At 70.3% G+C, this 6,769-nt stretch carries 9 protein-coding genes; 8 read left to right on the forward strand and 1 reads right to left on the reverse strand.

Annotation, left to right across the window (positions count from 1 at the left end):
- Positions 1–18 precede the first annotated feature (18 nt).
- The 7 genes from LG634_RS37290 (at position 19) to LG634_RS37320 (ending at position 5,049) form a co-directional block, all read left to right on the forward strand.
- A complete protein-coding gene (locus LG634_RS37290) occupies positions 19–834 on the forward strand; it encodes a phosphoadenosine phosphosulfate reductase (RefSeq protein ID WP_226740962.1) in 816 nt (271 codons plus the stop codon).
- A 56-nt stretch (positions 835–890) separates the two neighbouring features.
- Positions 891–1,268, forward strand: a complete 378-nt coding sequence (locus LG634_RS37295) for a DUF6251 family protein (RefSeq protein WP_226740963.1) — start codon at positions 891–893, stop codon at positions 1,266–1,268.
- Positions 1,269–1,348: 80 nt separating this feature from the next.
- Positions 1,349–1,549: a DUF6257 family protein gene (locus tag LG634_RS37300; protein WP_226740965.1), complete on the forward strand. Its 201-nt coding sequence runs from the start codon at positions 1,349–1,351 to the stop codon at positions 1,547–1,549.
- A gap of 38 nt (positions 1,550–1,587) precedes the next feature.
- The gene (locus tag LG634_RS38385; protein WP_308072763.1) at positions 1,588–2,271 is read left to right on the forward strand and encodes an NUDIX domain-containing protein; all 684 of its coding nucleotides are present in this window, start codon (positions 1,588–1,590) and stop codon (positions 2,269–2,271) included.
- A 99-nt stretch (positions 2,272–2,370) separates the two neighbouring features.
- Positions 2,371–4,440, forward strand: coding sequence for a cell division protein FtsK (locus LG634_RS37310; RefSeq protein ID WP_226740966.1), 2,070 nt, complete (start codon positions 2,371–2,373; stop codon positions 4,438–4,440).
- Between the two features lie 154 nt (positions 4,441–4,594).
- Positions 4,595–4,837 carry a hypothetical protein gene (locus tag LG634_RS37315; RefSeq protein ID WP_226740967.1) on the forward strand — a complete coding sequence of 81 codons (243 nt, stop codon included), beginning with the start codon at positions 4,595–4,597 and terminating at the stop codon, positions 4,835–4,837.
- Between the two features lie 23 nt (positions 4,838–4,860).
- On the forward strand, positions 4,861–5,049 hold the full coding sequence (locus tag LG634_RS37320) for a hypothetical protein (RefSeq protein WP_226740969.1): 189 nt from the start codon (positions 4,861–4,863) through the stop codon (positions 5,047–5,049).
- Between the two features lie 29 nt (positions 5,050–5,078).
- Here LG634_RS37320 and LG634_RS37325 read toward each other — a convergent pair whose 3' ends face one another.
- On the reverse strand, positions 5,079–6,092 hold the full coding sequence (locus LG634_RS37325; protein ID WP_226740970.1) for an SRA domain-containing endonuclease: 1,014 nt from the start codon (positions 6,090–6,092) through the stop codon (positions 5,079–5,081).
- A 171-nt stretch (positions 6,093–6,263) separates the two neighbouring features.
- Between LG634_RS37325 and LG634_RS37330 the strand changes: the two genes are divergently transcribed.
- A partial coding sequence (locus LG634_RS37330; RefSeq protein WP_504967658.1) for a bifunctional DNA primase/polymerase occupies positions 6,264–6,769 on the forward strand: 506 nt, incomplete at its 3' end.

The following is a 6,769-nucleotide window of genomic DNA, read 5'->3' on the forward strand; positions in this document are numbered from 1 at the left end:
ACAGGAGGAGAGCCCCCGGTGACTTCGACAGTGAAGTGCTTCAGTTTCGGGGGTGGCTGGCAGTCCATGGCCGCCCTCGTCCTCGCCGGCCGGGGTGAGCTGGACTACCGGACGTTCCTGATGGCCAACGTCGGGAACGACTCAGAGAACCCGGCCACCATGCGCTACCTCAACGCCTACGCCCACCCGTATGCGGCCGAGCATGGCATCGAGCTGGTGCTGTTGGACCGGGTCATGGTCCGCTCCGGTGAAACCAGGACCCTGTACGGGGAGATCACCCGGCCCGGGTCGCGGTCGCTGAAGATCCCGGTACGGATGTCCAACGGCGCCCCCGGCACCCGCTCCTGCACCGCCGACTACAAGATCAAGGTGATCGGGCGGGAGCTCAAACGACGCGGCGCCAGCAAGCACGCGCCGGCCACGGTGGGCATCGGGATCAGCCTGGATGAGATCGGCCGGGCCAACAAGCGCCGGTCCGAGCCTCACGAGCAGATCGAGTATCCGCTGCTGGAGCGGGGCATCCGCCGCATCGACTGCGCCCGGATCATCCGCTCCGCCGGGCTGCCCGTGCCGCCGAAGAGCAGTTGCTGGTTCTGCCCGTTTCACCGCAACGAGACCTGGCACGACATGCGCCGCCAGCAGCCGGACCTCTTCGAGCGGGCCTGCCAGCTCGAAGAACTCCTCAACGCCCGCCGCGACGCCCTCGGCAAGGACCACGTCTACCTCACCCCCCATGCCCGGCCGCTGCGCGAAGCGATCCGCGACGGCGTGGACACCCTGCCCGGCATGGACGACACCGACATCGGATGCGACTCCGGCTGGTGCATGACCTAACCCCAGCCGAAACCAAGCTTCGCGCTGGAGCCCAACCACGGCTGACAGGAGCCACCATGAGCCACCTGCCCGAGCCCATCCCCCCGGCCATCGTCCAGCTCCCCGACGGCCGCCACGTCTACACCGACCAGCTCCCCGCCCCCCACGCGGGCCCGCAGATCGTGCACCAGCACATCCACCAGGCCCCGCCGGACCGGACCGTCCAGCGTCTCGCGCTGGGGTCCGGGATCGGCGCCGGGACGGTTGCGGCCGGGGTGTACTTCGGCCCGCTGCTGGTCGGCGCGCTGACCGCCATCGCGGCGAACATCGCCTTCCTCGCCTTCCTGGCTCTGATGTTGGGCTGGGGTGTGCACACGGTCGTCAAGGCCGTCGGCAGCCCCGAAGGGGCGGCGGCTGCGAAGAACATCGCCAAGGCCCGTAAGCGCCGTCGCTGACGGCTGCCCGATCCACCCCAACCCCATGCGGGTGGGGGTGGTGAGGGGAGCCGGACAGTCCGGCCCCGGAAGGGCACGTGATGGCTGCCGAGAAGGACCCGAAGTTCACGACCGGCGAGGTCGCCAAGCTCGCCTGGCTGACCGCCCGGATGGCCAAGCGCGGCATCGCCTCCCAGACCGTCTACCAGGGCGACCTGGAGCGGAAGTTCACCCGGATCGTCGATGGCGCGCGCGAGCGCGAGCAGCGCGCCGCCGCCGACGCCGACAAGCGCCGCAGGTAAGGCCCCGCCTCCCGCCCGTACTCCTGCGAAGGAATCCGATGACTGAGATCGAGACCATCCGCTACACCGCCGACGTCGTGTGCCTGCGGGGCAACGACGTCCTTGCGATCGAGCGTGGCTGGGCCCCGTACCAGGGCATGTTCGCCCTGCCGGGCGGTCACGTCGATGCCGGGGAAACCTCCCGGACCGCGGCCGTACGCGAGCTGCTGGAAGAGACCGGCGTCCGCGTGAGCGAGGACGAGTTGACCCTGATCGGCGTGTTCGACCGCCCCGACCGCGACCCCCGCGGCCGGTACGTGAGCGCCGCCTACCTGGTCACCGTCCCCGACCACACCACCGCCCGCGCCGGGGACGACGCAGTGGCCGTGCGCTGGCTGCCGCTGAACGCCCCCGGACCGCTCGCGTTCGACCACGACGCGATCCTCCACGCCGCCCGCCACCACCCCGCTCGCCCGGTCATGGTGGCGACGGACCCCGGCCGTTGCCCGGCCGCGCACCCCAGCGACCCCAGCCCCTGCACCGGCCCGGCCGCCGTGACCGTCGTGGACCAGCACGGCACCCGGGCTGAGGGCTGTGAACACCACGCCGCACGGATGCTCGCCAGCCTGACCGGCGCCCACCTCCACGCCCTGCCCGGCGCCCCCGACGGCGCCACCACCCGCACGGCCACCGCCGCCGCCAGCCTGCCGCCCTACGCCTGGCGCCGCCCCATCAACCGCTAGCTCCGCCCCGGGGCGGCCGCCCCATCTCGCCAAAGAAGCGCGGCCGCCCCGGGTCTCCACGCCCTGCACACCCTCATCGAGCAGCAGGAGACATCCAGCATGACTGATCAGACCCCGACCGGTGCCCACCTCCACGCGGTCCCCGACCCGGACGCCGAGCCGGTCGTCCCGAAGATGGTGGACAACCCGAACCTGCCCGACCCGAAAGTCCGTACCGAGAAGCGGCGGCCGGTGCTGGCCGGGTGGCTGACCAACCGGCGGGACTTCACCGCGACCGCCCGCCACGCGGGCGCGAACCTGGGCTACGCCGCTCTGTTCCATGGGGTGCGGATCCCCGTGTACTCCACTCGTCTGGCTGCCCGGTCGCCGCGGGGTGCGTGCCGGTTCGTGGTGTCCACGAACCGGTGGATCTGGGACCGGGAAGCGGCCCCGCTGCGGGCGTTCGCGGTCCGCAACGAGGACGTTGAGGAGTACATGCGTCTGGCCCGTCTGCGGTCCGGACGCGTCCGTCTGCGCGGCCTGGTCACCCTGGTGGCGGCGGTGTTCGGGCTGGGGTTCGCGCTGTGGCTGTACGTGATAGCGCCCGCCTTCCTGTACGCGTTCGCGGCCGGCGGGATCCTCCTGCTGGGCATGGCCGGGCAGGAGGAGGACGAGAGGGTCATCGGCCCCGCCGTCCTGAAGACCGAGATCCAGAAGCTGACCGGGTCGATTGTGCTCCGCGGCCTGGACTCGATCGGCAATCCGCGGATCTCTGCCGCCGTCAAGAAGGGCGGCGACATGAACGGCATGCGGTTCACCTCGGAAATCGTCCGGGACGGGCCCGGCTACCGCGCCGATCTCGACCTGCCCTACGGCGTGACCCCGGAAGACATCATGGAAGCGCGCAAGCCCCTGGCCTCCGGCCTGCGGCGGAAGGTCGGCTGTGTGTGGCCTTCCCCGGACCCCACCGAGCACGAGGGGCGGCTGGTGCTGTGGGTCGGGGACAAGCCGATGAACGAGACCACCAAGCCCGCGTGGCCGCTGCTGAAGGCGGGCGTGGTGGATCTGTTCAAGCCGGTGGTGTTCGGCAACGACCAGCGCATGCGGGACGTGACGGTCACGCTGATGTTCGCGGCCGTCGTGGTCGGCTCCATCCCCCGCATGGGCAAGACGTTCCTCATGCGGCTGCTCCTGCTGATCGCAGCCCTCGACCCGCGCGCCGAGATCCACGCGTTCGACTTCAAGGGCACCGGCGACTTCTCCGCCCTCGAACCCGTCTGCCACCGCTACCGGGCAGGTGAGGAAGACGACGACCTGGAGTACGTCGTGCAGTCCCTGCGCGAACTCAAGGACGAACTGCGCCGCCGGGCGAAGGTCATCAAGTCCCTGCCTCGCTCCCGTTGCCCGGAGTCGAAGGTCACGCCGGCACTCGCGTCGGACAAGACCTTGGGGCTGCACCCGATCGTGGTCGGGCTGGATGAGTGCCAGGTGGCGTTCGAGCACGAGAAGTACGGCGCGGAGATCGAGGACATCTGCACCGACATCACCAAGCGCGGCCCGGCCCTGGGCATCGTCGGCATGTTCGGCACCCAGCGCCCGGACGCGAAGTCCCTGCCCACCGGCATCTCTGCGAACGCGGTGCTCAGGTTCGCGCTGAAGGTCATGGGCCAGCCCGCCAACGACATGATCCTGGGCACGTCGATGTACAAGGCCGGGTACCGGGCCACGATGTTCTCCCGGTCCGACCGCGGCATCTGCTGGATGGCCGGTGAAGGCGACGACCCGCGGATCGTGTCCTCCGCGTTCGTGGACGCGGTCGCCGCCGAACAGGTCGTCGCCCGCGCCCGCCAGGCCCGCGAGGAGTACGGCAACATCACCGGCCACGCCGAAGGAACCGGCCCGGCCACTGGCTCCGGCGTGGACATCCTCGCGGACGTGCTGAAGGTGATCCCCGCGTCGGAGAAGGCGGTGTGGTGCGAGCGGATCGCCGCCCGCCTCACGCAGCTGCGCCCGGAGACGTACGAGGGGTGGAAGGGCGAGAACGTCACCGCCGCCCTCAAGCCCTGGGGGATCAAGGCCGGGCAGGTGTGGGGCCAGACCGACGACGGCGAAGGCAAGAACCGCCGCGGCATCGACCGCGCCGACGTGACCGCCGCCATCACCCGCCGCGCCGCCGACCGGGCCGCCTGAACACCCCGAAACACGGTGCTAGACCTAGCAGCCATCCCTGCTAGGTCTAGCACCCCCACTAGCACCCCATCACCGCTCTGACCTGCTGCTTAGCTTCTAGCAGCAGGATGCCCGCGCGCCCCGGAAACCGCCTCAGGACCCGGATCGGAGCCCCATGCTCACCGCTAGCGTCCTCGCCATCCTCGCCGCCGCCGTCTACGCCACGCTGTGCGCCGCGAGCCCCTTCGGCACCTGCCGCAAGTGCGACGGCATCGGCGCCCACATCACCACCAACCGCCGCGGCCGAACCAAGGTCAAGGGCCCCTGCCGCCGCTGCAAGGGCCAGGGCAAGCGCCTGCGCGTCGGCCGCCGACTCCTCAACCACAGCCGGACCGTCCACCGCGCCGGCACCCGCTGACCACGATCACGGAAGGAACACCGATGGCCATCACCATCTCGCTCGTCGCGCTCTTCGGGATCGTCCTCTACTTCCTGCTCCGGCAGAACAGCCTCAGCTACGGCAGCGCCTTCACCGCCGTCATGTTCGGCTTCTTCCTCGCCTCCACCGGCGCCGCCGGACCCATCAACGACATGGCCACCGCCATCGTCCACGCCATCCCCAACCTGTAAGCGAAAGGCGCGGGCGCGACGTGCCGCGGCTACGGGGCCGGGAGCGGGAAGCCGTGGAAGCCGGTCTCGTCCTGGTAAACGAGGTGGATGTCCTGCTCGGCCAGAAGGTTCTTCAGGTCGTTGCTGGGCTCGCTGGGCAGCAGCACCGCTACGCGCAGGCCGTCGGGCTTGGGGACGTGGCGGCGGTAGTCCGCCAGCTGTCCGATCGCCATCCGGATGTTGTTGCGGGTGGTCTGGCCCTTGGCCTCGTACAGGACGTGGTCGGTGATGTCGTACAGGTCCGGGGTGAGCGCGCCCACCTCACCGGCCAAGGTGATCTGGAACGTCTTCACCTCGTGCCCGGCAGCCAGCAAGTGCTGCTTGAACGCCTCCATCAGCACGCCCTCCCGGCGCACAACCTTCCGCAGGCCGCCGGGGATGTCCGCAACCGTCTCCGCCGTGCTGTGCTGCTCGGCGTTCTTGTCCTTGACGCCCGTCTGCGCCGGGATGAGCACGCTGGTGGGCTTGGCCACCTCGACATCTGCAACCTCGGTGGCCATGGCCGGCTTGAGCGCGTCCGACGCCTCCCACTTCGGGATGGTGCCGGCCGCCGGGCGGAGCCGGAAGACCAGCGCATCGCGCATCTGGTTGTCCCGGCCCAACCCTCGGCGGACCTCGACCGGGGTGATGGGGTCCACGGTCATCTGCCCGATGTAGCGCTGGCGCATGGTCCCGCTGCCGGGAACCTTGCCGTGCGCCACGAACAGGTGGAGCTCCCGGCCGTCCTCAACGTGGTAGCGCAAGGACTTGTTGCGGCTCTTGAGCTGCTGGTCACCCGTCGCGCCGTAGCCCGTGTACAGGTACAGCGGCCCGTGCTCGTCGTCTTCGGCGCGGCCATCGAACGTGTACCCGTACTCAGCTCCCGCGGACGGGTCGGAGTACACGAACACCTTCTTCGCCGCCGCGGCCGGCTCAATGCCCTGGAACGTCCCGCAGCCAAAGGCAGCAGAGATCTCTTCGCGCGTCGTGATCAGGCCCGGCACCAGCTCAAGGGTCGTCGTCATAACCCACGACCCTAACCAGCCCCGCCGACACCCCACGGCCCGCATCCAACGAACAGCGCGGGCGGCCCCCTCTCGCCAAAGACCGGGGCCGCCCTCATCCAGCAATCCAACTGGAGGTTCCAGCATGACCCACCCGACCCCGATCCGGCGAGACCACCGGCAGGTGGCCACATGAGCACGCACCTGAAGACCGCGCTCAAACTGGCCGCATCCGGCATCCCGGTCCTGCCGCTCGGCTGCGACAAGCGACCCTTCGCCAACTGTTCGGCCTGCCGCAGCAACGCGTGCGGCGGCCGGCCGAACATGAAGAGCCCCGGCCCCTGCCAGTGCCCCCACCCCTGCCACGGCTGGGCCGCCGCCACCGCCGACACCACCGTCCTCACCTCTGGCTCGTGGGCGGCAGCATGGCGGCAGGCCGCAGCGGTCGCGTACCACCCCGGCGGTGCAGGGGTGACCGTGGTCGACCTGGACAACGCCGGCGCGACCGCCTGGGCCCGGCAGACTCTGCCCACCACGCGAACCGTGCCCAGCACCCGTGGCGAGCACTGGATCTACCTGGGCACGATGACCTCCCCCAACGCCGTACGCCCCGGCGTGGACATCAAGTCCCTGATGTCCTACGCCCGGTGGCTCGGACCCGGCACGGGCACCCTGACCGCCCTGCCCGACGTCGTACG

The sequence above is a fragment of the Streptomyces bambusae genome (assembly GCF_020532645.1).
In the GTDB taxonomy this organism is placed as follows: Bacteria; Actinomycetota; Actinomycetes; order Streptomycetales; family Streptomycetaceae; genus Streptomyces; species Streptomyces bambusae.